General features: G+C 62.1%; 23 protein-coding genes, 1 tRNA gene and 7 pseudogenes. 20 read left to right on the forward strand and 11 right to left on the reverse strand.

Annotation, left to right across the window (positions count from 1 at the left end):
* Positions 1-260 precede the first annotated feature (260 nt).
* The 12 genes and pseudogenes from HP546_RS07765 to HP546_RS31770 all read left to right on the forward strand — a co-directional run.
* Positions 261-1,643, forward strand: coding sequence for an amino acid permease (locus tag HP546_RS07765; protein ID WP_172222106.1), 1,383 nt, complete (start codon positions 261-263; stop codon positions 1,641-1,643).
* A 57-nt stretch (positions 1,644-1,700) separates the two neighbouring features.
* Positions 1,701-2,198, forward strand: coding sequence for a PaaI family thioesterase (locus tag HP546_RS07770; RefSeq protein ID WP_172222109.1), 498 nt, complete (start codon positions 1,701-1,703; stop codon positions 2,196-2,198).
* Positions 2,199-2,285: 87 nt separating this feature from the next.
* The gene (locus HP546_RS07775; RefSeq protein WP_172222112.1) at positions 2,286-2,981 is read left to right on the forward strand and encodes a glutathione S-transferase N-terminal domain-containing protein; all 696 of its coding nucleotides are present in this window, start codon (positions 2,286-2,288) and stop codon (positions 2,979-2,981) included.
* A gap of 102 nt (positions 2,982-3,083) precedes the next feature.
* Positions 3,084-3,470, forward strand: coding sequence for a DUF488 domain-containing protein (locus tag HP546_RS07780; protein WP_172222115.1), 387 nt, complete (start codon positions 3,084-3,086; stop codon positions 3,468-3,470).
* 34 nt (positions 3,471-3,504) lie between these two features.
* Complete coding sequence (locus HP546_RS07785) at positions 3,505-3,936, forward strand: GNAT family N-acetyltransferase (RefSeq protein ID WP_172222118.1); 432 nt, start codon at positions 3,505-3,507, stop codon at positions 3,934-3,936.
* A 119-nt stretch (positions 3,937-4,055) separates the two neighbouring features.
* Positions 4,056-4,445, forward strand: coding sequence for a helix-turn-helix domain-containing protein (locus tag HP546_RS07790; protein ID WP_172222121.1), 390 nt, complete (start codon positions 4,056-4,058; stop codon positions 4,443-4,445).
* A gap of 63 nt (positions 4,446-4,508) precedes the next feature.
* Positions 4,509-5,147, forward strand: a complete 639-nt coding sequence (uvrY, locus tag HP546_RS07795) for a UvrY/SirA/GacA family response regulator transcription factor (RefSeq protein WP_172222124.1) — start codon at positions 4,509-4,511, stop codon at positions 5,145-5,147.
* Between the two features lie 6 nt (positions 5,148-5,153).
* Entirely contained in the window at positions 5,154-6,977 is a 1,824-nt protein-coding gene (gene uvrC / locus HP546_RS07800) for an excinuclease ABC subunit UvrC (protein ID WP_172222128.1), read from the forward strand.
* A 33-nt stretch (positions 6,978-7,010) separates the two neighbouring features.
* Positions 7,011-7,571 (forward strand): CDP-diacylglycerol--glycerol-3-phosphate 3-phosphatidyltransferase, encoded by a 561-nt coding sequence (gene pgsA, locus HP546_RS07805; protein WP_172222132.1) that lies wholly within the window; start codon positions 7,011-7,013, stop codon positions 7,569-7,571.
* A gap of 63 nt (positions 7,572-7,634) precedes the next feature.
* Positions 7,635-7,710: transfer RNA gene (locus HP546_RS07810), tRNA-Gly, on the forward strand.
* A gap of 229 nt (positions 7,711-7,939) precedes the next feature.
* Positions 7,940-8,296, forward strand: a complete 357-nt coding sequence (locus HP546_RS31090; RefSeq protein WP_218584465.1) for an Arm DNA-binding domain-containing protein — start codon at positions 7,940-7,942, stop codon at positions 8,294-8,296.
* Between the two features lie 12 nt (positions 8,297-8,308).
* A pseudogene (locus HP546_RS31770) lies at positions 8,309-8,389 on the forward strand (hypothetical protein); the annotation flags it as partial.
* Between the two features lie 50 nt (positions 8,390-8,439).
* Here HP546_RS31770 and HP546_RS31095 read toward each other — a convergent pair.
* Both HP546_RS31095 and HP546_RS07820 read right to left on the reverse strand, forming a co-directional pair.
* Positions 8,440-8,895, reverse strand: a pseudogene (locus HP546_RS31095) (conjugal transfer protein TraG N-terminal domain-containing protein); the annotation flags it as partial.
* Positions 8,880-9,218 (reverse strand): annotated as a pseudogene (locus tag HP546_RS07820) (conjugative transfer ATPase); the annotation flags it as partial. The pseudogenes HP546_RS31095 and HP546_RS07820, both read right to left, overlap by 16 nt.
* A 142-nt stretch (positions 9,219-9,360) precedes the next feature.
* On the opposite strand from HP546_RS07820, the gene HP546_RS07825 reads away from it, so the two are divergent.
* Positions 9,361-9,648: an EF-hand domain-containing protein gene (locus HP546_RS07825; RefSeq protein ID WP_172222141.1), complete on the forward strand. Its 288-nt coding sequence runs from the start codon at positions 9,361-9,363 to the stop codon at positions 9,646-9,648.
* A gap of 148 nt (positions 9,649-9,796) precedes the next feature.
* Here HP546_RS07825 and HP546_RS07830 read toward each other — a convergent pair.
* A pseudogene (locus tag HP546_RS07830) lies at positions 9,797-10,056 on the reverse strand (DUF4400 domain-containing protein); the annotation flags it as partial.
* A 56-nt stretch (positions 10,057-10,112) separates the two neighbouring features.
* On the opposite strand from HP546_RS07830, the pseudogene HP546_RS07835 reads away from it, so the two are divergent.
* Positions 10,113-10,520: pseudogene (locus tag HP546_RS07835) on the forward strand (protein kinase); the annotation flags it as partial.
* A 270-nt stretch (positions 10,521-10,790) separates the two neighbouring features.
* On the opposite strand, the gene HP546_RS07840 reads toward HP546_RS07835, so the two are convergent.
* Together HP546_RS07840 and HP546_RS07845 are read right to left on the reverse strand one after the other, a co-directional pair.
* Complete coding sequence (locus HP546_RS07840) at positions 10,791-12,020, reverse strand: OmpP1/FadL family transporter (protein ID WP_256678440.1); 1,230 nt, start codon at positions 12,018-12,020, stop codon at positions 10,791-10,793.
* Between the two features lie 166 nt (positions 12,021-12,186).
* Positions 12,187-12,444, reverse strand: a pseudogene (locus HP546_RS07845) (DUF3313 family protein); the annotation flags it as partial.
* Between HP546_RS07845 and HP546_RS07850 the strand changes: the two are divergent.
* The 3 genes and pseudogenes from HP546_RS07850 to HP546_RS07860 form a co-directional block, all read left to right on the forward strand.
* Positions 12,442-13,089, forward strand: a pseudogene (locus HP546_RS07850) (sulfatase-like hydrolase/transferase); the annotation flags it as partial. The pseudogenes HP546_RS07845 and HP546_RS07850 overlap by 3 nt on opposite strands.
* A gap of 76 nt (positions 13,090-13,165) precedes the next feature.
* Positions 13,166-15,709 carry a fused MFS/spermidine synthase gene (locus HP546_RS07855; protein WP_172222148.1) on the forward strand — a complete coding sequence of 848 codons (2,544 nt, stop codon included), beginning with the start codon at positions 13,166-13,168 and terminating at the stop codon, positions 15,707-15,709.
* A gap of 142 nt (positions 15,710-15,851) precedes the next feature.
* A complete protein-coding gene (locus HP546_RS07860; protein ID WP_172222151.1) occupies positions 15,852-16,097 on the forward strand; it encodes a hypothetical protein in 246 nt (81 codons plus the stop codon).
* A 16-nt stretch (positions 16,098-16,113) separates the two neighbouring features.
* On the opposite strand, the gene HP546_RS07865 is transcribed toward HP546_RS07860, so the two are convergent.
* The 3 genes from HP546_RS07865 to HP546_RS07875 all read right to left on the reverse strand — a co-directional run bounded on the left by HP546_RS07865 (position 16,114) and on the right by HP546_RS07875 (position 20,079).
* Entirely contained in the window at positions 16,114-17,460 is a 1,347-nt protein-coding gene (locus HP546_RS07865; RefSeq protein WP_172222154.1) for an OprD family outer membrane porin, read from the reverse strand.
* Between the two features lie 101 nt (positions 17,461-17,561).
* Positions 17,562-18,878 carry an MFS transporter gene (locus HP546_RS07870; RefSeq protein WP_172222157.1) on the reverse strand — a complete coding sequence of 439 codons (1,317 nt, stop codon included), beginning with the start codon at positions 18,876-18,878 and terminating at the stop codon, positions 17,562-17,564.
* Between the two features lie 25 nt (positions 18,879-18,903).
* Positions 18,904-20,079 (reverse strand): M20 aminoacylase family protein, encoded by a 1,176-nt coding sequence (locus HP546_RS07875; RefSeq protein ID WP_172222162.1) that lies wholly within the window; start codon positions 20,077-20,079, stop codon positions 18,904-18,906.
* A gap of 146 nt (positions 20,080-20,225) precedes the next feature.
* Here HP546_RS07875 and HP546_RS07880 point away from each other — a divergent pair, with 146 nt between their 5' ends.
* Positions 20,226-21,176, forward strand: coding sequence for a LysR substrate-binding domain-containing protein (locus HP546_RS07880; protein ID WP_172222166.1), 951 nt, complete (start codon positions 20,226-20,228; stop codon positions 21,174-21,176).
* A gap of 236 nt (positions 21,177-21,412) precedes the next feature.
* Here HP546_RS07880 and HP546_RS07885 read toward each other — a convergent pair whose 3' ends face one another.
* On the reverse strand, positions 21,413-21,928 hold the full coding sequence (locus HP546_RS07885; RefSeq protein ID WP_172222170.1) for a DUF4880 domain-containing protein: 516 nt from the start codon (positions 21,926-21,928) through the stop codon (positions 21,413-21,415).
* 436 nt (positions 21,929-22,364) lie between these two features.
* Entirely contained in the window at positions 22,365-22,676 is a 312-nt protein-coding gene (locus tag HP546_RS07890) for a DUF6124 family protein (protein ID WP_172222175.1), read from the reverse strand.
* Positions 22,677-22,806: 130 nt separating this feature from the next.
* On the opposite strand from HP546_RS07890, the gene HP546_RS07895 reads away from it, so the two are divergent.
* Positions 22,807-23,472, forward strand: coding sequence for a LexA family transcriptional regulator (locus HP546_RS07895; protein WP_172222192.1), 666 nt, complete (start codon positions 22,807-22,809; stop codon positions 23,470-23,472).
* 84 nt (positions 23,473-23,556) lie between these two features.
* A complete protein-coding gene (locus HP546_RS07900) occupies positions 23,557-24,168 on the forward strand; it encodes a LexA family transcriptional regulator (RefSeq protein ID WP_172222178.1) in 612 nt (203 codons plus the stop codon).
* Positions 24,169-24,381: 213 nt separating this feature from the next.
* On the opposite strand, the gene HP546_RS07905 is transcribed toward HP546_RS07900, so the two are convergent.
* The coding region (locus tag HP546_RS07905; RefSeq protein WP_172222183.1) for a biotin/lipoyl-containing protein at positions 24,382-24,840 on the reverse strand (459 nt) is incomplete at its 5' end.

A 24,840-nucleotide genomic window follows, 5' to 3' on the forward strand; every position in this document is an offset into this window, starting at 1 on the left:
GACATGACGGGCACATACCGAGCAAAAAAGGATGAAGTTCATTCCAAAGCGGAATCATGTGGTTCGAAAAGGTCGTTTGTTGACCCCGGCCTATAGATTAATACTGACCTGGATCAACGATTACAACCGGTCGTGCGAAGAGGAGGCCAGTACCCGTTTCCGGCATCAACAAAACAACAACAACGTCCATCAGAAATTTACAAGAATTCTGCTCCGACCTTCAGCCGCCTCGCCGCGGCCGACCCATTCGAGGGTTCTTCATGGCTTCGCTAGACAACAAGAAACAGCGTTCCCTGCAGCACGGCCTGACTTCCCGTCAGGTTTCCATGATCTCCATCGCCGGTATCATCGGCGCCGGCCTGTTCATCGGCTCCTCCAACGCCATTGCCACCGCAGGCCCGGCCATCCTCATTTCGTACGCCATGACCGGGCTGCTGGTCCTGCTGGTGATGCGCATGCTCGGCGAAATGGCCATCGCCAACCCCAACAGTGGCTCGTTTTCCACCTATGCCTCCGAAGCCATCGGCCCCTGGGCGGGCTTTACCATTGGCTGGCTGTACTGGTGGTTCTGGGTACTGATCATTCCGGTCGAGGCCATTGCTGGCGCAGACATCCTGCATGCCTACTTCCCCGGCGTGCCGTCCTGGCTGTTCGCCTTCCTGATCATGCTGGTGCTGTCGGGTACCAACCTGATCAGCGTGAAGAACTTCGGCGCCTTCGAATACTGGTTCGCGCTGGTCAAGGTGGTGGCAATCATTGCCTTCATCGTGGTCTGCAGCCTGGCGATATTCGGCTTCTGGCCGCTGGCCGAGGTGTCCGGGGTGAGTCGGCTATGGGACAACGGCGGCTTCATGCCGAACGGCTTCGGTACCGTGCTGGGGGGCGTGCTGATCACCATCTTCTCGTTCTTCGGCGCCGAAATCGTCACCATTGCCGCTGACGAAACCGCCAACCCGAAAGACAAGATCCGCCGCGCCACCAACCTGGTGGTGTACCGCATTGCCATCTTCTACCTGGCGTCGATCTTCCTTGTGGTGTCGCTGGTTGCCTGGAATGACCCTGCACTGAAAGCCGTTGGCTCGTTCCAGCGTGTGCTGGAAGTGCTGAACGTGCCGGGCGCCAAGCTGCTGGTCGACCTGGTGGTGCTGGTGGCAGTGACCAGTTGCATGAACTCGGGCCTGTACACCGCCTCGCGCATGCTCTATTCGCTGGGCGCCCGTGGCCAGGCGCTGAGCATGACCAAGCGCATCTCCGGTTCGGGTGTGCCCACTGTCGCGGTCATCCTCTCGACCCTGGCCGGGTTTGCCGGTTGCCTGGTCAACTATGTGTTCCCGGGGAAGGTGTTCGGATTCCTGTTGTCGACCACCGGCGCCATCGCCTTGCTGGTGTACCTGGTGATCGCCGTGTCGCAGCTGCGCATGCGTGCCCGTGCTGACCGTGAAGGGCGGCCGCTAGAGCTGAAGATGTGGCTGTTCCCGTGGCTGACCTGGCTGGTGATCGGCACCATTGTCATGGTGCTGGGCTACATGCTGTTCAGCGATGCCTACCGTTATGAAACGCTGATGACCGCCGGGGTGACCGCGTTCATCCTGCTGGTTTCGCTGACCCAGCGGCGCGCCAGGGTGGTCGCCCAGACGGCCTGATGTTTCTGCTTTAATGGGGGCGTTGCGCGCCCCCATATCAATAAGCACAGGAAGCGTATGAACAATCAGAACCTTTCCCTCCAGGCCCTCGCTGCGCCAGACGGCACCTGCTACGGCTGCGGTTGCTCGCACCCCAGCGGCCTGCACCTGCAAAGCCATTGGGATGCCGATGGCATCCACCTGCTGTGCCGTCACGCGCCCGACAGTACCTTCATCGGCTGGCCCGGCCTCGTCTACGGTGGCCTGCTGGCGATGCTGGTCGACTGCCACTCCAACTGGACAGCCATGGCCTACCACTACCGTAACGAAGGCCGCGAGCCGGGCAGCTTGCCGCGTATCGACTGCGTGACCGGCACGCTCAACCTGACCTACCTGAAGCCCACGCCGATGGGCGTCGAGCTGCTGCTCAAAGCCCGCGTGGAAGGTGAAACAGGGCGCAAGACCCGCGTGCTCTGCGAAGTCTGGGCCGACGATGTGCTGACCGTCACCGCCGACTCGGTGTTCGTGCGCGTCGATACCGAAAAGCTCAAGCTCAAGGCCCACGGTCAGGCCTGAACGGGCCACGGTCATGCGCGGCCGGTGATGGTCAGCCGCCCGGGATGCCTCTAGAGTGGCAGGTTCATTCCACAGGCAAGGTTGATCATGACCGATCTCAGTGCGTTCCCCATCACCCGCAAATGGCCCGCCCGACACCCTGAATGGCTGCAGCTGTATTCGCTGCCGACGCCCAACGGCGTCAAGGTGTCGATCATGCTCGAAGAAATCGGCCTGGCCTACGAGCCGCACAAGGTCAGCTTCGAAAGCGATGACCAGCTGAGCCCCGAGTTCATCTCGCTCAGCGCCAACAACAAGATCCCCGCCATCCTCGACCCCAACGGCCCCGGCGGCAAGCCGCTGCCGCTGTTCGAGTCGGGGGCGATTCTGCAGTACCTGGCGGAAAAGAGCGGGAAGTTGTTGAGCCTGGACCCGGCCCAACGCTACCAGACCTTGCAGTGGCTGATGTTCCAGATGGGCGGCATCGGGCCGATGTTCGGCCAGGTCGGGTTCTTCCACTTCTTTGCCGGCAAGGAATACGAGGACAAGCGCCCCCGGGACCGTTATGTGAATGAGTCCAAACGGCTGCTGGGTGTGCTGGACCGGCACTTGAAGGGCCGGCAGTGGATGGTCGACGAATACAGCATCGCCGACATCGCGATCTTGCCGTGGGTGCGCAACCTGGTGGAGCGTTACAACGCGAGCGAGCTGGTTGGGTTTGATCAGTTCAAGGAAGTGCAGCGAGTGCTGGCGGTGTTCCTTGAGCGGCCGGCGGTGCAGCGTGGGCTGAAGATTCCGGGTTGATGGTGGCTGTGCGGGCCTAGAGCAAAAAAAACAAACCGCACCTGCCCGCGACCTCGATCAATTATCTAGGCTCAAGACAGATGCTAACGGCAGGAGAACTCCATGATCCGCTGCAAGCGCGTCTACGCTGCGGTCGAGGTTGAAGACGGCCAGCGGGTGCTGGTCGACCGCTTGTGGCCGCGCAACAAGCGCAAGCAAGACCTGCACGGCCAGTGGATGCGTGAGGTGGCACCTTCGGATCAGCTGCGCAGGTCACTTCACCAGGGCGAACTGGATTTCGCCGGTTTCACCCAGCGTTACCAGCAAGAGCTGGCCGCTCACCCCGAGCACTGGTACCCGCTGCTGGGCATGGCAGAGCAAGGCACGCTGACATTGCTGTATGCCGGCAAGGACACCGAGCACAACAATGCCCGGGTGCTGGCCGACTGGCTGGAAGACGAACTGGACAAGCGCGGGCCCGGCAGCTCGCCCGTGTGTTATGCCCGTTGATCGATGCCTGGAAACCCCGAGAGCACATTGTGTGATGCCCCTGAACCTGACCCCGGCAAACGACAGCCACTGCACCTTCGCCCGCGACCTCACCCGCCGCGCCATGCTGCCGTACTACCGCGAATACCACCTGCTCTGGATAGAGGAGGCTTTCGACGAAGCCTGGGGCTGGCGCGAGCAGTGGCTGGTGACCGACGGGGACACCTTGCTGGGCTTTTGCAGCCTCAGCCAGGACCGTCAGGCGCTGTTCATCCGCGAGTTGCACCTGCTGCCCGAGCACCGCGGTCACGGGGTGGGTAGTTGGGTGCTGGAGCAACTTGTCCTGTGGGCCAGGCAGCGCGGCCTGCCGCTGCTGCGGCTGATGGTATTTCGCAGCAACCCGGCCCGCCTGCTTTATCGGCGCCACGGCTTTGTCGAAATGGGCGAGGACGACTGTTTTGTACGCATGCAGCGAACCATCGACTAGTGGCTCAATGATGGCTTGTCGCGACCCCAGCGCATCGGCATAGTGAAGGCTGACAGCCACGGCTGCCCTTCGGCAGGCGGGGAGTGCCTCGGCAAAATCAAGGGAAAGGAGAACCCCCTATGAATGGAATCGGTCCGCGTCTGCGGGAAGAGCGTGAGCGACTGGGCATGACTCAGCGCGTGTTTGGCTATATCGGTGGGGTCGAACCCAATGCCCAGGGCAAATACGAGAGCGGTGAACGCATGCCGCGGGTGGATTACCTGGCGGCATTGGCGACGCGTGGTGTGGATGCGTCGTACGTGCTCAGCGGCATCCGCACCCCGGCCCTGCTGGACGGGTTGAGCATGGACGAGTCCGCCTTGCTGAAGGCTTTCCGGCAATTGTCGGTCGATGATCAAGCGGCACTCGGGCACCTGCTGGGCCGATTGGCGAACCCTGAAAAAACCCGGCAAACAGTGCGGTCTCTCACAGTTGAGCGTCAGGCGTTTCTGACGGAAGCAATGCGTTAGGCCCACCGTGAAATTTTTTGTTAAGGTGGCGGGATCCAATCGCCCTGCTGACGAGGTGTGTGCTTGATTAGGGTCTTAGTGGTCGATGATCACGATCTGGTACGAACCGGTATTACGCGCATGCTCGCCGACATCGATGGCCTGCAGGTGGTGGGTGAGGGGGATTCGGGCGAGTCGGCGCTCAAGCTGGCCCGTGAGCTGAAGCCGGACGTGGTGCTGATGGACGTGAAAATGCCTGGCATCGGCGGCCTGGAAGCCACCCGCAAACTGTTGCGCAGCCACCCGGACATCAAGGTGGTAGCCGTGACCGTGTGCGAGGACGACCCGTTCCCCACGCGGCTGTTGCAGGCCGGTGCCGCCGGCTACCTGACCAAGGGCGCAGGCCTGGATGAAATGGTCCAGGCCATTCGCCTGGCCTTCGCCGGCCAGCGCTACATCAGCCCGCAGATTGCCCAGCAGCTGGCGCTCAAGCCGTTCCAGCCGCAGGGCTCGCCGTTCGACGCGTTGTCCGAGCGGGAAATCCAGATTGCTCTGATGATCGTCGGCTGCCAGAAAGTGCAGATCATCTCCGACAAGTTGTGTCTCTCGCCCAAGACCGTCAATACTTACCGTTATCGGATCTTTGAAAAACTCTCGGTCACCAGCGACGTCGAACTGACCTTGCTGGCCGTTCGCCACGGTATGGTTGACGCAAGCCTGTAAACCCTCATGTCTCAAGTTTTTGATGCCAGCGCATTTCTGGCGACCTGCAGCGGTCGCCCGGGCGTTTACCGAATGTTCGACGCCGAAGCCCGGCTGCTGTACGTGGGCAAGGCCAAGAACCTGAAGAAACGCCTGACCAGCTATTTCCGCAAGACCGGCCTGGCGCCCAAGACCGCCGCGCTGGTTGCGCGCATTGCCCAGGTCGAAACCACCATCACCGCCAACGAAACCGAGGCGTTGCTGCTGGAGCAGAACCTGATCAAGGAATGGCGCCCGCCGTACAACATCCTGCTGCGCGACGATAAATCCTACCCCTACGTGTTTTTGTCCGACGGTGAGTTTCCGCGGCTGGGCATTCACCGTGGGGCGAAAAAGGCCAAGGGCCGCTACTTCGGCCCATACCCCAGCGCCGGCGCCATCCGCGAGAGCCTGAGCCTGCTGCAAAAGGCGTTCTCTGTCCGCCAGTGCGAAGACAGCTACTACGCCAACCGCACCCGGCCGTGCCTGCAGTACCAGATCAAGCGTTGCAAAGGGCCCTGCACTGACCTGGTCAGCGCCGAGGAATACGCCGAAGACGTGCGCCACTCGGTGATGTTCCTCGAAGGTCGCAGCCAGCAGCTGGGCAATGAGCTGAATGCCGAAATGGAAAAGGCCGCCATGGCCCTCAATTTCGAAAAGGCCGCCGAGTTGCGGGACCAGATCGCCCTGCTGCGCCGCGTGCAGGACCAGCAATATATCGAAGGCGGCAGCGGCGACGTTGACGTCATTGCCGCTTTCGTCAACCCGGGTGGCGCCTGCGTGCACCTGATCAGCGTGCGCGGCGGCCGGGTGCTGGGCAGCAAGAACTTCTTTCCCCAGGTGGGCATCGAGGAGGAGGTGGCCGAGGTCATGGCGGCCTTCCTGTCCCAGTACTACCTGGGCAACGCCGAGCGTGAATTGCCCAGCGAGTTGATCGTCAACGTTGTTCACGAAGACTTCCAGGCCATCATCGAAGCGCTGCACACGCTGCGCGGCCGTGAGCTGTCCATCAGCCATCGGGTGCGTGGCACCCGCGCTCGCTGGCAGCAGCTGGCGGTAACCAACGCCGAACAGGCGCTGAACGCCCGCCTGGCCAACCGCCAGCATATGGCTGCACGTTTCGAGGCCTTGGCCGAAGTGCTCGGCCTGGACGAAGTACCGCAGCGCCTGGAGTGCTACGACATCAGCCATTCCAGCGGCGAAGCCACCGTGGCCAGTTGCGTGGTGTTCGGCCCGGAAGGCCCGCTGAAGTCCGATTACCGGCGCTTCAATATCGAAGGTGTCACCGCCGGCGACGACTACGCAGCCATGCATCAGGCGCTGACCCGCCGTTACGGGCGCATCAAGGATGGCGAAGGCAAGCTGCCCGACGTGTTGCTGGTGGACGGCGGCAAAGGCCAGCTGAACATGGCCCGCGACGTGATGCAGGAGCTGGGTTTCACCGACCTTACCTTGCTCGGCGTGGCCAAGGGCGTAACCCGCAAGGCCGGTTTCGAAACCCTCTACCTGAACGACGTGCACCACGAATTCACTCTCAAGGGCGATTCATCGGCCCTGCACCTGATCCAGCAGATCCGCGACGAAGCCCACCGTTTCGCCATTACCGGCCACCGCGCCCGCCGCGGCAAGGCCCGTCGGGTGTCCAGCCTGGAGGATGTGGCCGGGGTAGGGCCCAAGCGCCGCCGCGACCTGCTGAAACATTTCGGCGGCCTGCAGGAGCTCAACCGCGCCAGTATCGATGAGATCGCCAAAGCCCCCGGCATCAGTAAAAAGCTTGCCGAGTCGATTTATGCCAGCCTGCATAGCGAGTAGAATGCCGGGCTCAACTTGCGGCCAGTCGTACCGATGAATATTCCAAACCTGCTCACCGTTCTACGCGTCCTGCTCATTCCGATCTTCATCCTGCTGTTCTATATGCCCTATCACTGGAGCTATATGGCCGCCAGCAGCGTGTTTGCGGTGGCGGCCGCCACCGACTGGCTGGACGGCTACCTGGCGCGTCGCCTGCAGCAGAGCACCCCGTTCGGCGCGTTCCTGGACCCGGTGGCCGACAAGCTGATGGTAGCGGTGGCTTTGGTACTGCTGGTGCAGGTGCACGCCAACTTCTGGCTGACCCTGCCGGCTGCAGTCATCATCGGCCGCGAGATCGTGGTATCGGCACTGCGCGAGTGGATGGCCGAGCTGGGCGCGCGGGCGCATGTGGCGGTGTCCGACCTGGGCAAGTGGAAAACCGCGGCACAGATGCTGGCGCTGGTGATTCTGCTGGCCAACCCGCCTGCTGTGACGTTCTGGGTCATTCTGGGTTACGGGCTGCTACTGGTGGCGGCAGGGCTGACATTGTGGTCGATGGTGCACTACCTGGTAGCGGCCTGGCCGCACCTGCGCGAAGGCTCGGAACAAAAATAAAACTTTTTTGAATCAAGGGGTTGACGCCGTTTTGGATTTCGCTAGAATGGCACCCATCACGACGCGGGAATAGCTCAGTTGGTAGAGCACGACCTTGCCAAGGTCGGGGTCGCGAGTTCGAGTCTCGTTTCCCGCTCCAAATATAGATCTGCAGAGTTCCATGGAAGTCTGTAAGTCGTTGAAAAAAGGCCCTTCGGGGCCTTTTTTCGTTCCAGCTCAGTCTGCCTGAATCCACCAGTAGCCACGAAATTCAAGTACATTTTTAAGTACAGCGATTCCGGGCAGTTGGCGTAGCGGATTGATGGCTGAGCTGGGCCTTGGGCATCGATATACATCTCCTCGACCTTACGAGACCGGGAGATGTACACATGCCATTGACCGACAGTGCCGTCCGCCAGGCGAAGCCGACCGGCAAGAACTACACCCTCAAAGATACCGCTGGCCTTGCACTGTTCGTCGGTGCCAAGGGTGCCAAGCAGTGGCACTTCCGTTTCTACTGGCTGGGCAAGCAGGCCCGGATATCGATGGGCGTCTATCCCGCCGTCAGCCTCAAGGAGGCCAGGGAGGCATGGGATCAGGCGCGCGCCTTGGTTGCCCAGGGCGTCGATCCTCGCGCCGACCGGCGTGAAAGCCGCCTCGCTGCCTGCGCTGCTTCTGAGAACTGCTTTCGTTCAGTCTTCATCGACTGGAAGGCCTTCAGGGCGCTGAGCCTCAAGCGCGGGTGACAAAGCACGTTGGTGCAGATCGAGCGCCACTTCATCAAGGACATCCTGCCTTGGCTGGGGGATCTGCCGATTGTGGAGGTGTCCCGCCAGCATGTGCTGGAGGTGCTGCGCAAGATCGAGCGGCGCAAGGCAATGACCACGGCTGCTGCTCTCGAACCATCCGACAAGCCCTGCAAGGCGCCGCCCATACGGAATCCTACCCAGGTGAGCGCGGACACCCAGAAGTCCGGAAATACGATGAACATTGATCCCATTACGAAGTTCAGTAGCATGTCACCGAATGAGTTATTCAGCCCCATGAGCACGTTGAAGTTGCAGTGGGGCGAATCCCAGCCATAGAGCGCATCGAGGATGGTGCTATCGATCCAACGTGCCAGCGGAAACCAGAAGTCGACGAAAAACAATGCGAACTGTGCACAAGTGATGGTCATCAATGTCTTGAGATCGACGGTGACGACTAGAAAAGTAAGTGGTATGCAGATAACCAAGGCCATTTTTAAGAACGCCAGAATCATTGGCAGCGCTTGGCGTACGACATCCATTGCGGGGAAGTAGCCAAGTGAGCCCATCGTAAGTCCTACGTCACCATCTGGTCGCGTTCGGCGATGTTGTTCACCGTGTTGAGCAGGGACAGGTAGGCGATCGACAACTGGGCGTTGTAGCCCTCGCGGGCGAAGGTGGCCAGGTCGACGATGGTGATATCCGCCTCGGGCCAGGGCGTGCCGGGGCGGTTGAACAGTTCACCGTCCAGGCCCTGGCAGAACAGGTCCATGGCCTCGGCCATTTCCTGGAGGCGGTTGCGGCGGGCTTCAGGTAATGAAACATCAGCGCTGCGCCGCCGTAATGCATCGCGCACATCTTCGGTCAGCACTGTGCGTTCGATACAGTGCTGCGCGGCATCCAGAATGCACTGACGGATCAAACAATCATTGGGTTGGCGTTTGGTTTGAAAGCGTGGAGGCTGGAGTCCAGCAGACCTGTACTGATATTTTTGTCAGTTGCTTCTAGGTCTATTGGTGCGTGAAGATAAATGCTGTCAATGTTTTCATATTTTGAGGTGTGTCATGTCTATTGCCCGCAGCGAGCAAGAGCTGAAAGAAAACTTTGCTAAGATTGATGTGAATGGTGATGGAAAGATTACGGTTGATGAATTTCGTGCGCTCTTGGTGAGTGGGATTCGGGAGGACTATTCAGAAGCTGTAAGTGATGTTTCGATTTCTGATATTGTTGACAAATATGCTAAGCAGCAGCTTGCGTCCATGGACGCTGATGGGAACAATGAAGTCAGCTTTAAAGAGTACAAATCTGCCTATGACAAGGCTGCGGCCGAGGCTGCAGACGAGGACGAGTAACGTCGTCATATTTTGCACTGTCGCCGCTGCAGCCTTTCGACAATCATAAACTGTCGTGCTGCGGCGACGTGTGCTCAGTTCTATATCAAAGAGCAAAGCTGATAGGTATTGCTACTTGATGGGTTCATGTCGTTCCCGAAATGCCTGATTAGAGACGCCTTTTGAAGGCTGCGGCGGACAGGTTTACTGCCAATCCCAGAGAAGTCGCGGCTGGTAATAGAATCAAGACAGGTACCACGCTCATCGGCAGTGTCAGATAAACGACCCAGGGCAGCACTGCGAGTGGCATAACGCACCCCTTGGCACGGTGGTAGAGGTAGCCGGACTCGCGGCTCGCCTCGAAGCGGCGGATATCCCGCCGTACCAGTCATCCACCAGCCCAACGAAGGCGGCCATGGCAAACAGCGGAAAGCGCGTGGTGGCCATCGAGCTGTATTTGAACCGCACCAAGCTTTACGACCCCGCTCGATGGCCTGGCACGGCTCAGCCGCAATCGTATCAGGGCTTGGACCCCGGCCTATGCCGCCCCTGAGCTGCTCGACGGGGCGCGCCTGTCGACAGCTTCCGACCTGTTCGCCGCCGCCTGCGTCATTTACGAGTTGGCCGGCGGCAAGCAACCGTTTGGTCACCTCGGTGCTCGAGCCATGGGTAAACAGCATCCAGGCCAGTCGCTGGACCGGCCTGCCAACCTGCCGGCCAAGGTATGGCCGGCACTGCGCCAGGCCCTGGCGCTGGACCCTGCGGCCCGCCAGTCCGGTGCCCGGGTGCTGCAACAGGCCCTGGTGATGCCCCCCCTTTCGTTATTGCGCCGTTGGTTCGGCCAACCCGAAGGATACCTTGCGGATACGGAGAGCCCCCATGTTCAACCCTAGCGATGAAACTCACTTCAGCCTCGCCCTGGAAGACGCCGATGTCGACTTTCAGGTGTTGTCGTTCACCGGTCATGAGGCCGTCAGCCAACAGCAACGACATCCTTGATGGGCGAGTGGAAAATCGTCATGTCTACATTCATTTGGCGCCAGAAGGCAATGTTGGCATCTTAGAGTTCGCGCTCGATGCCGCCGAACGCCCCGCTTTCACAAAAAGCTCATCGTTGTTCGGCGCGGTTTGCACGGATTCCCCTCCCGCTGCGATCGACCCCCTCAGAACCGCCAGGTAGCACCGCCCCCCACAATATGCAGCGCCGCATTTCGATAGCTGCCGGATAGGCTGTTACCTGAGCGTGCTTTGGTCTGCTCGACATCCATGTCACCCAACCACACCAGGGTATAGGCCAGGTGAATATCCAGGCCTTCTTCGACCTGATAGTTGAATCCGGTTGCCAGCCGCCAGGTTTCGTTCATCGGGTTGTCCACCGTGCGGTCTTTGTCATCCACCGCTGAACTGTCATAGCCCACGCCCATGTTCCAGCGCAGCTTGGGGGTGACCTGGTACTGCGCACCCAGCGAGGCGTGCCAGGTGTCCTTGTAGCGGCGCTCGACGGTGCGGCTGGTGCCGGCAGCGTTGGTATCGACTTCTACGCCAATCTCCCCGAACTCGCTCCAGTCCTGCCAGCCGAGGCTGCCCAGCAAGGTCCATTGCTCGTCGAGCTGGTGGGCAACGCTCAGCAGCACCGTCTGCGGTACTGCCATGTCCAGTTCGAGGCTGTCGACATCCAGCCGGTTCAGGGCGGCGCTAAGCAGCGGGTTGCTGATGTTGCTTACGTGCGGGCTGTCCTTGAATTCGAGGTCGATCTTGCTGGTATAGGCCAGGCCGATCCTGGTCCGTTCGCCAAGCTTGTAGAGCAAACCCACGTTGACGCCGGTGCCCCAGTCGGTGTCCTTGTATTCCAGCTGCCCGTCAGGCCGGTCGGTCACGCCGAGCAGGTTGTTGTTGATCGCCATTTCGGTACGGTAGTAGGCGTACATGAAGCGCGGGCCGACACCTACGGAAAGGTCATCGGTAAACTGGTAGGCGAATGTTGGCTGCAGCGACACCCCAATTATGGCGGCCTCCTGGGTGAAATAGCGCCCGGCCCAGTCATCGTCGTAGTCCAGTGCCAGGCCAAAGTTGCCATACATGCCAAAGCCGATGGCGGCGCGCTCATCCAGCTGGTGGCTGATGAACAGGCTGGCACCTGGCAGGTACTGCAAGCTATTGCCGCCCTCGTTGCCGGCAAACTGATTGTTGGTGTCGCGAGAGAAGCGGATGTCACCGAGTATCACCTGGGCATTCGCGCTGATCTGTGTGCCGCGCAACTGGGCAATGCCTGCCGGGTTGCTCATCAGCACGCTGGGGTCGCTGGCCAGCGCGGCGGCACCGGCGTTCGCCAGGCCATTGCCTTCCTGCCCCGCTTCATAGATCAGGATCCCGCCAGCCCAGGTATTGCTCATGCTCAGGCCAAGGCCGTAGGCAAGGGCGGGCAGATAGCGGCGATAAAATGCATGGGGGCTGTGGTTGAGCATGCTGCAGCCTCTGCGGGGGCGGGCCCGAAGCAGGCCCGCTCGCTACGGGGAGCCTTCAGGGCGGTAGCTGGACCGAACCCGAGGGCGCTGACGCTTACTTGGCTTTCAACTGCTGGAACGACTTGACCATGTCCAACGCCCAGCCATCGAGCACCGCCTTGGCATCTTTGGCCTGCATCACCTGCGAGGAATCGTCCAGCTGCGCGCCAGCCCCTTTACGCACCACTTCGGCGACCACCTGGTTGCTGTCGCCATCGAGGAACACCGCCTCGGTGGCGATGCTGGTGTCCTGGTCACGAATGCCGGTAGCGGCGCTCACACCGGCCGCCACCAGGGCGATCGGGATCACTTCCGTAACGAGAAGAACTCGAACTGGGAGGGCGCCTACCGGGTCCCGGCGATGGTGCGCTGGCCAGGCAAGATCAAGGCCGACTCGGTGAGCACGCAAATGTTCTCCGGGCTCGACTGGTTCCCGACGCTGCTGGCGGTTGCCGGTGATCCCGACATCAAGGACCGCTTGCTCAAAGGCGCTGATGTGGGAGGCAAGAACTTCAAGGTGCACCTGGATGGCTACAACCAGCTGGACTACCTGACAGGCAAGGCCGACAAGAGCGCGCGCAACGAGTTCTATTACTTCAACGATGACGGTGAGCTTGTGGCCATGCGCTACAACGACTGGAAGGTGGTGTATTGCGAGCAGCGTGCGCCGGGTGGATTTGCGGTGTGGAGCGAGCCATTCACCTGCCTGCGCGCCCCCAAACTGTTCAACCTGCGCATGGACCCCTTCGAGCGCGCCGATATCGTGTCGGACCAGTACTACGATTGGCTGACCAAAAACGACTACCTGTTCTTCCAGGTTACCCAGAAAGCCGCCAAATTCCTGCAGATCTTCGTGGACTACCCACCGAGCCAACGGCCTGCCAGCTTCAGCATCGACCAGATCCAGTCCGATGTGGACAAGAAGATCGAAGAGAAGATGAAGTCGCAGTCGCAGTGATTGCCTGACCGGCGCCCGCTACCCAGCGGGCGCCTTGTTTTCGCAACGGCAGGTGTTTACCTGCCAAGGTCCCTCAATGACTTCATCGGTAAAAGCTTCGGCGCTGGCCGCTACTGCGCGTATCGATGGCGGCGCACCTGTGCGGGCGCCGCTGGCCCTGGCGATCCCGGCCGGCCTGTTATTCCTTTCAGGCGGTGCGGCGCTGGTTTACCAGGTGTTGTGGATCAAGCAACTGTCGCTGGTGGTGGGCGTGGAAGTGCATGCCGTTACCACTGGCATCAGCGCATTCTTTGCCGGCTTGGCGCTGGGCGGGCTGGTGTTTGGCCGCCTGGCCGATCGCCTGCGGCGGCCGATCAGGCTGTACGCAGTGCTGGAATTGCTGGTGGCACTGCTGGGTGTCGCCACCACCCTGGCCATGGCCGGTTCCGCCGGGTTGTTTGCCCGCTTGGAGGACCAGGTCGGGGTATTGGCCTGGTGCCTGCCCTTCGTGCTGGTCGGGCTGCCGGCAACGCTCATGGGCGCGACATTGCCGGTACTGGTGCGCGCACTCAAGCCCGCCGAGGGTCAGTTGGCACACGCCAGTGGGCGTCTGTATGCCGCCAACACGGCAGGCGGCATCTGCGGCACGCTGCTGGCGGCGTTCGTGCTGTTGCCTGCCTTGGGCGTGACCGGTAGCGCCATGGCTGCCGCCGCGCTCAACCTGATGGCGGCGCTTGGCGCGTTGGCGGTGCGCTGCGCCGGGCAGCCAGCGCTCGCCCGCCCCCTGCCAGGCGCTGCAGTGCGCAGCCCGCAGGCACGGCTGGCGGTGGCCCTGTATTGCCTGGCGGGCGGTGTCGCGCTGGGCTACGAGGTGGTCTGGAGCCAGTCGATCGTACCGTTCATGAGCACCCGCACCTATGCCTTTGCGCTGGTGCTGGCAACCTACCTGTGCGGTTTGGTGGCGGGCAGTGCGCTGTACGCTCGGCGTGCCGACCGCCTGCGTGACCCTTGGGGCATGTTCGGCCTGCTGATCGCCTGTGCCGGCCTGCTCGCGCTGCTGCAGGTGGCGGGTCTTGGGCGCTGGCTGGTCAGCGCGCAAAGCCAGGTGGAGTTGCTGGTGCTGCAGGTCACCGGCAATGCCTTGGCCGGCATGTGCGCACGTTTCGCCGTCGCTGCCGTGTGCGTGGTGTTGCTGCCGACCACGCTATTGGGCGCGGCCTTCCCGCTGGCCATGCGCCTGGCAGTAGACCATGCCCACCTGGGCCGTGATGTCGGCCAGGTGCTTGCGCTCAATACCCTGGGTGGCATCGCTGGGGTAATGCTGACCGGTTTCGTGCTGGTGCCCGGGCTCGGCCTGGTGCGCACCCTTGCCGTGCTCGCGGCCATTGCGGCAGTGATCGGCCTGCTTGCCGTATGGCGGGGGAATGCGGTGCGCCGGCGCAACGCGGTGGCCGTGCTGGGTGTGGCCGTGGTAACCGTGCTCACCGGCCTGCTTGCGCCGCCGTCACGGCTGGCCGAATTGCTGCCGGGCGCGCGCAATGGCCAGCTCACCTACTACCGCGAAGGCAAAGGCGCGACGGTGGCCGTGGTCAACCAGGGCCAGCCAGGCCGCAGCTTCAACCGGCTGTATATCCAGGGCGTGTCGAATACCGGCGATGCCATGCCGTCGCTGCGCTACATGCGCTTGCAGGCGTTGTTGCCGCTGTTGATCCATACCCGGCAACCGCGCTCGGCGCTGGTCATCGGTTTCGGCACTGGCATCACCGTTGGCGCCATGCTCCGTTACCCAGGGCTGGAGCGGCCGGTGGTGGCCGAACTGCTGCCCGAAGTGCTGCAGGCTGCGCCGCTGTTCAAGGGCAATTTCGCTGCGCTCGAGGACCCGCGCCTGGACGTGCGCCTGCGCGATGGCCGTCGCGAGTTGCTGCGCAGCACCGAGCGCTACGACCTGGTAACGCTGGAGCCGCCACCGCCGTCGGCAGCAGGGGTGGTCAACCTGTACTCCCGCGACTTCTACCGCTTGGCGGCAGCCCGCCTGGAGCCCGGCGGGCTGGTGGCGCAGTGGTTGCCGTTGCCGACCCAGAACGATGAGGACAGCCAGTCGCTGGTGCGCAGCTTCATCGACGTATTCCCGCATGCATCGCTGTGGACCACCGAGTTCCACGAGATGCTGCTGGTCGGCTCGCTGCAGCCAATGCCGTTGAACGTGCCGCGCATTGCCGAGCGCTTTGCCCAGCCTGGGGTGGCAGCGGCCCTGGCCGAGGTGGGCATCGCTTCGCCACAGGCCCTGCTGGCCACCTGGATCACCGACAGGACAGGACTGGAGCTTTATGCGGGTGCGGCGCCAGCGGTCACCGATGACCAGCCGCGCATCGAGTACTCGGCGTGGGTGCGCCCGCGCGAAATCACCCGCGTGCTGCCGGCATTGCTGGCGTTGCGCCAGGCCCCGCCGTTGCTCGATGCCAGCCCGGCCTTCGTAGCGGCGGTGGGTGACCAATGGCGCACGTTGCAACGGTTCTACAGCTTGAGCCTGCATGCCTACAACGGCAACCGCGAAGCCTGGGCGCGCGAAGCCAGGGAGCTGGCCCGCAGTGATGGCGACAACCCGTATTACCGCTGGTTTCTAGGGGGACCTGCGCAATAGTCGTTAGCAGCGATGGCTCGTCACTGACGCTGCCAACCAGGTCGACATGGGTACCGGGGCGCACGTTGCGGCCCTGGGTCCGCGGCGCCGACCCCGGGTTCAACCTTGATGTCGCTGTCGGGCTTTGTCCCTGCACTACCTCATGGCAGACCGCGGTTTCGATCACATGCAGGCGCTCGGCGACGATGAGGACCTGAGGCTGCAATGCGCCGACCGCCGCCTGGTGAATGCTGTCGGGTTGAGGCGCCAGCGTCTGTATGAAACCGGCAGTGTGGGTGATATCGCCAAGGCGGTGGGCGCGTCCGAGCGCGAGTTGTCCGGGCTGTTCAAGGAGTACCTGCCGCCAGCCGAGTACTGGCGGCAGTTTCGCCTGAAGGCGGCGCACTGAGGCTGATAAGCCCGCGTCAGAATTTCAACGGGTATTCGACGATCACGCGCACTTCGTTGATATCCGGCAGATCGACTTGCGCTTGCTGGTTGCCACGGTAGTTGGCCATGCGCGTGCGTATGGAAAGGTCACGGATCGGACCTTGCTGCACCACGTAGCGCAGTTCGAGGTTCAGCTCGTGCCATTTGGCACCGTCATACGCCCCATAGCTGGACAGCGCACCACCGGCATAGTGCTGGCCCGCACGCCAGTGCTGGTCGTTGGCCTCGCTGCCAGTAATGTAGCGGGTCATGAAGTTCAGGCCAGGGATGCCGTAGCCCGCCAGATCGAGGTCGTAGCGTACCTGGCGGGACTTCATTCCAGGGGCATTGAAGTCGGAAATCTGCACCGAGTTGGCCAGGTCGATTGACAGGCCGCCGACATAGTCGAAAGGGGTGTCGCCGTCGATCTGCTGGTAGGCCAGGGTGATGCGGTGGGCACCCTGACGCCAGGCGCCTGCCAGGCTCCAGCTGGTGTTGGCTACCGCCCCGGACAGGGCGCGCCCGGTGTCGTCAGTGCGGTACAGCTGCAGGTCGAGGTTGAGTCCACTGCCTGTTGAAAACGCCACATCCTGGTTGATGTTGAGGTAGTTCTGCAGCCAGTTGTCCTTGGCGCGGGCGTGGAACAGCTTGACGCCCAGCGTGTCGTTGACCTGGTAGGTTGCACCGGCAAAATCCAGGCTGCGCACTTCGACGTCGGAGTAGCGGGTGCGCAGGCTGTCGTCGGCGTTACTCGAGGTGAAATCACGATAGGCGGTGAAGTGGCCCGCTTCTAACAGCAGGTCGGGCACCGCAGCATTGCGCAGATAGAAACCGCTGGCCATTTCCGGCAGCAGACGGCTGTCGGCGGTAGTGAACACCGGGGTCGAGGTACGCATCTCGCCCCACTTCAGTTCACTGCCAAGCGCCCGGGCTTTCAGCGCGGCGCCAGTGTGGGTGTAGTGGTCCGCCACCTCGGCGTTGCGCTGACGGTCATGGCTGACCGGCAACAGCAGGGTACCCGTACGTCCAGGGCCGCTGTCGAGCTTCAGGCCGAGTTGGGTGTGGGCATCGACTCCCAGGCCGAAGATGCCTTGGGTGAAGCCTGAGGTGAGGCCGAGCATCACCCCGTGTGCCCATTCCTCGCGGTAGCCCTTGCGAGCTTGGGCGGGGCGCGCAGCGTTGTTGCCCTGGCCGTTGCTGGCGTGGTTGCGCAAGTCGCGGTTGAAATAGAAGTTGCGGTTGCGCAGCTCCAGCTGGCTGCCCTCGATCACGCCCTGGCTGTCAGCCATGGCATCGGTGGCCAGCAGGGCGGTGCACAGCAGTGTGGCATGGCGATGGAGCATGAATGTTCACCTGTTGTTTTTGTTCTGGGCGCGGTGGTGCCCTGCGAGCAGAAAACCCGCGAGCACCGAAAAAGGGGAGGGCTCGTCCGTGAGCCGGGTAATCAGTCGAGCTCTTTACCAGCGGTTTCCGGTGCCAGCTTCAGGCCGACCAGCGACAGCAGGATGGCCGCGATGATGTAGAAGGCGGGTGCATTCAGGTTGCCTGTAAGGCTGACCAGCCCGGCGGCGAACAGCTGGGCGAAGCCGCCGAACAAGGCCACGCCGATGCAGTACGCCAGTGACATGCCGCTGGCGCGGATACGGGTGGGGAACAGCTCCGGCAGGATCGCCAGGTTGGGCACGATGGTGTAGGTCAGCGGGATGCTCAACAGACACACGACTGTTAGCAGCACCGCCAGGCTGGGGTGTTGGTTGAGCATCAGGAAGGCCGGATAGATCGCCACCAGTAGCACCGGCAATGGCCAGAAGATCGCTTTGCGCCGACCAATACGGTCACTCAAGCGCCCGGCATGGGCCGATAGCAGCAGCGGCGGCAGGCAGGCGACGATGGCCGCCCAGGTTCCACTTGACAGCGGCATGCCCAGCACTCCAATGGCATGGTTGGCCAGATAGAACTGAATGGTGTAGATCGGCACGGTCGCGCCGATCACCAGCAACACACCTGCCAGCATCTGCCGTGGGTGCTGCATCAGCATGGCCAGCTGCTTGCCTTGCGAGACCGAGGCGTGGCTTCGCCTAGTCTGGCGGTGGGCAAGTGTTTCTTCGAGGCGATGGCGGATGTACTCGCTGACCGGGATGGCCAGGATGCCCATGGCGAATATCACTCGCCAGCCCCAGCTGTCCATGGCTGCCGGGCTGAGCACGCTGCTCAGCAGGGTGACCATCAATGCACCCAGGCAGATCCCCAGGCTCTGGCTGAAAGTCTGCCAGCTGCAGTAGTAGCCCCGCGAGTGCTTGTCGGCGTATTCCATCAGCATGGTGGTCGAGGTGCCGATCTGCCCGCCGACTGCAAAGCCTTGCAGCAGCCTTGCGGCAATGACCACCGCCGGGCCGATCAAGCCTGCCTGGGCATAGGTCGGTGCGAGCGTAAACATCAGCGAGCCGATCGCCATCAGCCACAGGGTCAGGCGCATGGCTGCCTTGCGCCCGACGCGGTCGGCATACAGGCCGATCACCAGGCCACCCAGCGGGCGCATGACAAAGCCGGTGCCGAACACCGCCAGCGACAGCATCAAAGGGATCAGCGGGTGGTCACTGAACGGGAAGAACAGCCTGGCCATGAGCGTCGCCAGCAGGCTGTAGACCAGGAAGTCGTAGAACTCCAGGGCATTGCCCACGCAGATCGCGGCGATCGCCCGGCGCTTGCCGGGTTGTGGGGCGGTGGTTTCGATGGCGAAGTCTGTTGTTTTTGTTGTCATCGTTGTTGCTCTCTTGCGGTGGCGGTCAGGCCAGGAAGCGCTGCGCCAGTCGCACCCAGAAGGTCGCGCCCAGGGGCAGTGCCAGGTCGTTGAAGTCGTAGCCAGGGTTGTGTACTTCACAGCTGCCGCTGCCTTCGCCATTGCCGATCAACAAGTAGCAACCCGGCACTTGCTCCAGCCAGAAGGCAAAGTCGTCACTGGCGCAGATCGGTTTCTGGCCCGCTGCCAGGCCTTCCTCGCCCAGCCAGTCACGTATCACCTGTTCGGCCAGCTGGCTGGCCTGCGTGGTGTTGACCAGTACGGGGTAGCCTTCGCCGAAGCTCACCTCGGCGCTGGCGCCGTAGCTCTGCGCATGGTGCTCGGCCAAGGCCTGGATGCGCTGGCGCAGCAACTGGCGGACGCTGGCATCGAGTGCGCGCACGCTCAGGCGCAGCTCGGCCTGGCCGGGTATGACATTGGCAGCATCGCCTGCAATAAAGGCACCCACGGTGATGATCGCGGTTGCGCTGGGGGGTACGTTGCGCGAGACGATGGTCTGCAGTGCCAGCACCAGCGAAGCGCCTACCACGATCGGGTCGATCGCCCGGTCCGGCATCGCGCCGTGGCCGCCGTTGCCGTGGAGAACGATGGTGACGCTGTCGGTGGAAGCCATGCGCGGCCCGGCGAGCACGCCGAACTGGCCAACGGGCATGCCGGGCGAGTTGTGCAGGGCGTAGATGGCGTCGCAGGGAAAGCGCGCGAACACGCCTTCATCCAGCATGCGCTTGGCGCCGGAGCCTCCATGGCCTTCCTCGGCGGGCTGGAAGAACAGGTGCAATGTGCCTCGCCAATGGCGCTCCCGGGCCAGTTCGCACGCAGCGGCCAGCAGCATTGCGGTATGCCCGTCATGGCCGCACGCATGCATCTTGCCGGGCACCTTGCTGGCCCACGGCTGCCCGCTCTGTTCTGTGATTGGCAGGGCGTCCAGCTCCGCGCGCAGGCCGAGCGTGGGGCCCTGGCCATTGCGCAGGGTGGCAATCACGGCGGTGCCGGCCATGCCTTGATCAACCTCGTAACCCCATTCGCGCAGGTGACTGGCTACGCGGGCGCTGGTGGCGAATTCTTCGAAGCCCAGTTCGGGCTGGCGGTGGATAGCCCGGCGCAGTTCGACCATGGCCGGGGTGATGGCGGCGATGCCGGGGGCGATGCAGGGTATAGGCATATTGTTCTTTCCTGGTCTGCGAGGCGACACTGCGCTGCCCGTTGGCGGCCTTGGCCTCGTGCTCTACCCTAGCGCCGGTGTTGACGGTGCATAAGCCGCAAAAATGTTGTCATGACGACCCTTGGTGTTCAGGCAGGAGACTTTTCGTGAAGCTGCATCAGCTACAGGCCTTGCTCGCCGTGGCCGACCACGGTGGCATCCGTTCGGCCGCCCGGGCCCTGGATCTGTCCCAGGCCGCTATCACCCGCGCCCTGCGTGAACTGGAAGAGGAGCAAGGCTTGGCCTTGCTGGCCCGGCATGCCGGCGGCGCGCGCCTGACCCCGGCTGGGCTGACCCTGCTGCCGCACGCGCGGCAGATCGCCAGCCAGCTGGAAAAGGCCCAGCGTGACTTGGCCAGCCTGCGCGGGGAGGCGCCAAGCCGTCTTTGTGTGGGGATTACCCCTTGGTTCGGGCAGACGCTGCTGGGTGCGGCCCTGCAAGCGTTTCGCCAGCAAATGCCGGCGGTCCAGCTGGAACTGTATGAAGGTTTGCAGGCCGTCAGCCTGGCACTGTTGCGCATTGGTCAGATGCAGTTCGCCCTTGGCCCGGCGAGTGGCCTGCCGGGGCAGGAGTTCAGCCATCGGGTATTGGCCCACTATCCCATGCGGGTGGTGGCGCGCATCGACCATCCCTTGCAGGCAGCCCACTCGCTTGAACAGTTGCTGGAGAAGGACTGGGTGATGAACTTCACCCAGGCGGGCCAGCATGCGCTGATACATCAACTGTTTGGCCGCCACGGTTTGAGTATCGAACCGGGGCGCATCGTCTGTGCGCAGTCCAGCGCGATGCTCAGCAGCCTGATCGTAGACGGCGGCCTGTTGGGGTACTCGCCCGAGCCGATGCTGCTGTGCGAGCCGTTGCGCGGCAGGGCACGGGCACTGAGCCTTGACCAGCCGCTGGAGCCGGGTGACATCAGCGTGATCCACCTGCGCGACCAGGCGCTGGACCCGGCTGCGCAGTGCCTGGTGCGTTGCCTGGAGCAAGTGCTGAAAGCGTGCTGCCGCTCGTGCGATGGCGGCGATCGGCGCTTGGCTGACATGCTCAGGCTGAGTTTCTGAGAAAGTGCGGACAACGGCTGACAGCTATCGGGCTGCGTTTAACCCGCGTTCCTTTATCCAAATGCCGAGGTCGCGGCTTGAATGACATCGGGTAAAAAACCTGCAATTTTATAGGAGGATTCGGCGGCCGATTGGCTTGTACATCTTCAAGACAGCACTACCACGGCGGAGCAGCCGCGACCTATCCTAATATTCGCGTAAGCCACGCGTGCAAATCCGAACGGGATTTCTGCTTATCAGGCCCAGAAGCCGAACAGCAGCAACGCCGCCACACCAAGCCCGACCGCAACCGAGCAGCCGCCCAGCGACAGCGCCGCCCGGCCTTGTCGGTACCAGCCGTCGTGGCCCAGGTGCCGTGCGGGCGCCAGCAGGCTGCGCCAGCGCAGTTCGGTGTCGTGAAACGCCTGCAAGTTCGCCGTGTCCGCATCCAGCCAGCGGCGAAAGTCGATGCGCTCGCACGCAGTTACCTGTGGGCTCTGCAAGCGCACATACCATTGCCCGGCAACACTGGCCAGCACGTCCCGACGCGAGCGGCCGGCCTGCAGTGCCTGGGCCATGTTGCGCTCGATGCTGGCCAGCGGCAGGTCGAGGCGGGCGGCGATGATGGCGAAGTCCAGCTGGTCCAGGCGGTTGAGCAGGAATACTTGCTGCACGCGCCGTGGCAGCCGCTTGAGGGCGTGCAGCAATGCCTTATCGGCATCGTCCTGGGCAAGCGGGGTTGGGTGCTCGAGAGGCAGCAGCAGGCGGCTCATGGACAGCTCCTTGCTTGAAAGGGGGAGGGGTGGGGGCATCTTCCTTGACGCGTCATCAGCGTAGGTTAAACGAGATTGATTCTCAAGTGCTGATTCCGCAAAGTTTTGTAACGAGCGTTCACGCCCTGAAACACCTTTGCTATCATGCGCGCCATCACGATCTTCATTAGCCTGAAGAGCCAAAAAAAAAGACCCGGCAAAAAGCCGGGTCAAAAACCGTGATTAGCCTGATGAGGAGATAATCTGAGAGCGACCTAAGCTCCAGGTTATCCAGCGGATCTCGCGATCAGCTGAGTGCAATAATAATCGTTATCATTTGCCAGTCAAATGAATTTTCGCTAATCCGGTAAAAAAGTTTTACCGGCGCGCTTCCTTGTCCCGGCAATCGGGGCCTTTGCCGTTACGCGGCTATCACGTTTTCTCCCTTCTTTTCTCCTTACAAACCCGGGTCCACAGCACGTTTGTGCTCCAGCAGTGCGCGTGCCATATCCATCATGTGCATCAAGGCGAAGGTCAGTTCACGCTGGCTGCCTTGTTGATGGGTGGCGGTTTCCTGCGCGGTGGCGGCGGCGCAGCGCAGCAGGGCGATGGCGTGTTCCTGGGCCTGGTCGCCGGTGACGCCTTCGTGCAGGGTCCAGATCCTGTTGTCCAGGGTGGGGCGCGGCGGGTTGGGATTGAGGTAGTAGTCGAGCGCGCGGCGGGCGGCTTCGCTGTCCAGATCTGTTTCGTCGTTTTTCGGTGGTTTCATCCTGATACCTGCTAGAGCCAGTAGGGAAAGGGGTCAGGTCGATACTAATACCTAGAGTATTTTTATGCTTTCGAGTAAATAATACTGAATGTTTATTGAGCGCTAGAAGGCAGTCCGTATCGTGCCAGCGATGAATATGGATAAATGGATTGCCCTCGTCCGTGACCGGATGGAGGAGCTAGGGCTCACTCAAGAGCAGCTTGCCGAGCGCGTTGGCGTGTCTCAAGGCAGCGTGGGGCATTGGGTGAACAAGCGGCGTCAGCCGAAGATCGAGTCGATGAACCGCACGTTCGTCGAAATTGGTATGCCCCATTACAACGTCAGCTTGCAGTTGCGCGTCCAGGGGCGGGTTGGCGAGGAGCGAGGCGTTTACGAAGTCGATGACGACGATGCAGAGTTGGACCTCATGCAATACATTGTGTGTTTCCGCTACCCGGTACTGGGTTGGGATGAGCCAGATGTTGCAAAGGTCGAAGAGCCTGTTGTGTACGAGCAAACGGACTATCTGGCCAAGGGCAAGGCGTTCTGGCTGACCGTTGAGAATGACGCGATGAGCGCCCTCAGTGGCCGCAGTGTGCCGCAGGGCATGCGGATGCTGGTTGATCCTGGGGTAGAGGCTGGGCCAGGGCGTCTGGTGATCGCTCGTCAGCCAGGCAAACCGGCGATTTTCCGCGAGTTGGCCGAGGAAGGCGGCCAGTGGTACCTGAAGGCGCTGAACAGCAACTACCCAGCACTGCTGTGTGAAGAGGGTTGCGAGTTTCTAGGTGTGGTCGTGCGAGTGCATGGGGCCTTCTAGATTGCCGGGGCTGCTGTGCAGCCCTTTCGCGACACAAGGCCGCTCCTACAGGTGTGGCGCAAGCCTGAACCGTACTGTGCCCTTATGGAAAGCTGGAACTCATTTCTCAAACGCTACAAGCGCGATCACAAACTCAGCCAGCTAAAACTGGCCGAGCGTCTGGGCATGACTCAGGGCGGCGTGGGCCATTGGCTGCGTGGCACGCGGCGGCCCACGCTGGAGACCATCAATGAAAAGCTCGAGAAGCTAGGGCTCGTGTTTCTGGAGGCCCAAGTCATGGTGGTTGAGCGTGACATTGTGCCTGAAGCGCCGCTCTATGCGAGTTTCCGCTTCCCGGTGTTGGGTTGGTCTGACTTGCAGGGCCCTTTGCCTGAAACCAGCAAGGCTCGCGAACAGACGGACTACATGCCCGCAGGTAATGCGTTCTGGCTGGTAGTGGAGAGCGATTCGATGAATGCCGCCAGTGGCAAGAGCGTGCCTGAGGGTATGCGTGTGCTTGTGGATACCGGCCTGCCGGCAGAGCCAGGCAGGCTGGTCATTGCACGGCAGCCGGGTCGGCCGCCAGTGTTGCGGCAGTTGGTCGAGGAGGGTGGCGACAAGATGCTCAAACCGCTGAATACGCGCTACCCGACTGTATTATGTGAGGACGGCTGTGAGTTCCTGGGGGTGGTCGTGCGGATGCACGCGGCCTTATAGAATCCCGGGGCTGCTGCGCAGCCCATCGCCGGCAAGCCGGGCTCCCACAAGTACGGTGCCAACTCAAACATTGCGCTGTCCCTGTGGGAGCGGGTTCACCCGCGAATGCCCCACCCCGGTGGATGGCACCGGCTTTGCCGGTGTTCGCGGCTAAAGCCGCTCCCACAGTGATGGTGCAAGCTTCAACGTTTGAGCAAGTTGCCCCTGCTTACTTTACTCTGTCAGTTCAACCAGCACCGTCCCCTCGCTGACCATATCCCCTTCCTGGCAGAACAACGCCTTCACCGTCCCGCTATGCGGGGCACGAATGCTGTGCTCCATCTTCATGGCCTCCAGCACCACCAGAGCAGTACCCGCTTCTACCACCTGCCCCGGCTCCACCAATACCCGCACGATGCTGCCGTTCATGGGCGCACCCAGGCCGCCCTGATGGCTGTGGCTGGCCTCGGCTTCGGCAATCGGGTCGAAGGCTTCGATGGCGTGCATCTCACCTTCCCAGCGCAGGTACAGCGTGCCACCCCGGCGAACCGCCAGATGCTGGCGCCGCACGCCATCCTGCTCATGCACCAGTTGCTCGCCCAGCAATTGCCAGGTGGACGCAGCGCTGCGCTCCAGGGCAACGGCCTGATCCTGGCCGCCGCTCAGCAGATGCAGGCTGCTGCGCGCCGGCAG

It is taken from the genome of Pseudomonas sp. CM25 (assembly GCF_013179705.1).
In the GTDB taxonomy this organism is placed as follows: domain Bacteria; phylum Pseudomonadota; class Gammaproteobacteria; order Pseudomonadales; family Pseudomonadaceae; genus Aquipseudomonas.